This window comes from Pseudomonas sp. 1 R 17 (assembly GCF_900067035.1).
GTDB classification, from domain to species: Bacteria; Pseudomonadota; Gammaproteobacteria; order Pseudomonadales; family Pseudomonadaceae; genus Aquipseudomonas; species Aquipseudomonas marginalis.
The window spans coordinates 1,622-2,187 of record NZ_FKLB01000068.1 but is presented as its reverse complement, the minus strand read 5'-3'; the positions used below and the strand labels follow the sequence as shown (position 1 = coordinate 2,187).

The following is a 566-nucleotide window of genomic DNA, read 5'->3' as shown; positions in this document are numbered from 1 at the left end:
GAGGTTGCCCTGACGGTCGTAGGCATATTCAACAAGGCTGCCGTCGGGCAGGGTTTTTCTGACGAGGCGTCCGGCGTGGTCTCGCTCGTAACGGGTAACGAGCTGACTGCCATCGTCACCGTGTTCGGTCTTTTCCTGCAGGTTGCCGTTGAGGTCGTAGACGTAGGCCGTACGCTGCCCGTCAAAGCCGGTTTCCTGCTGGATCAGGCCATTGGGGTGGTAATCAAGTCGGTAGGTCTCGCCGACCTCGTTTTCGATCTCGGTCAGCAATAACCGCACGTTGTCGTAGCGGTAGTTGACCTGAGTGCCATCAGCGTTGATGCGGCGACTGATCAGGTGCAACCCGTCGGCGTATTCGTAGCGGGTGACATGCCCCAGCTCATCGCGTTCGGCGGTGATTTTGCCGTAGGGATTGTAGCTGTATTCCCGACACGCCCCACCGGGCAGCACCACGCGAACCAACCGACCCACACTGTCCCACTGATACTGGGTCAGCGCGCCATGCTCATCCTCGCGCGCCACCTGACGGCCAAGATCGTCATAGCGATACCGCTTGATCCCGCCAT

1 pseudogene is annotated in these 566 nt (G+C 59.9%); it reads right to left on the bottom strand.

Going from position 1 to position 566, the window contains the following annotated elements:
- A pseudogene (locus BFP99_RS33830) lies at positions 1–566 on the bottom strand (type IV secretion protein Rhs); the annotation flags it as partial.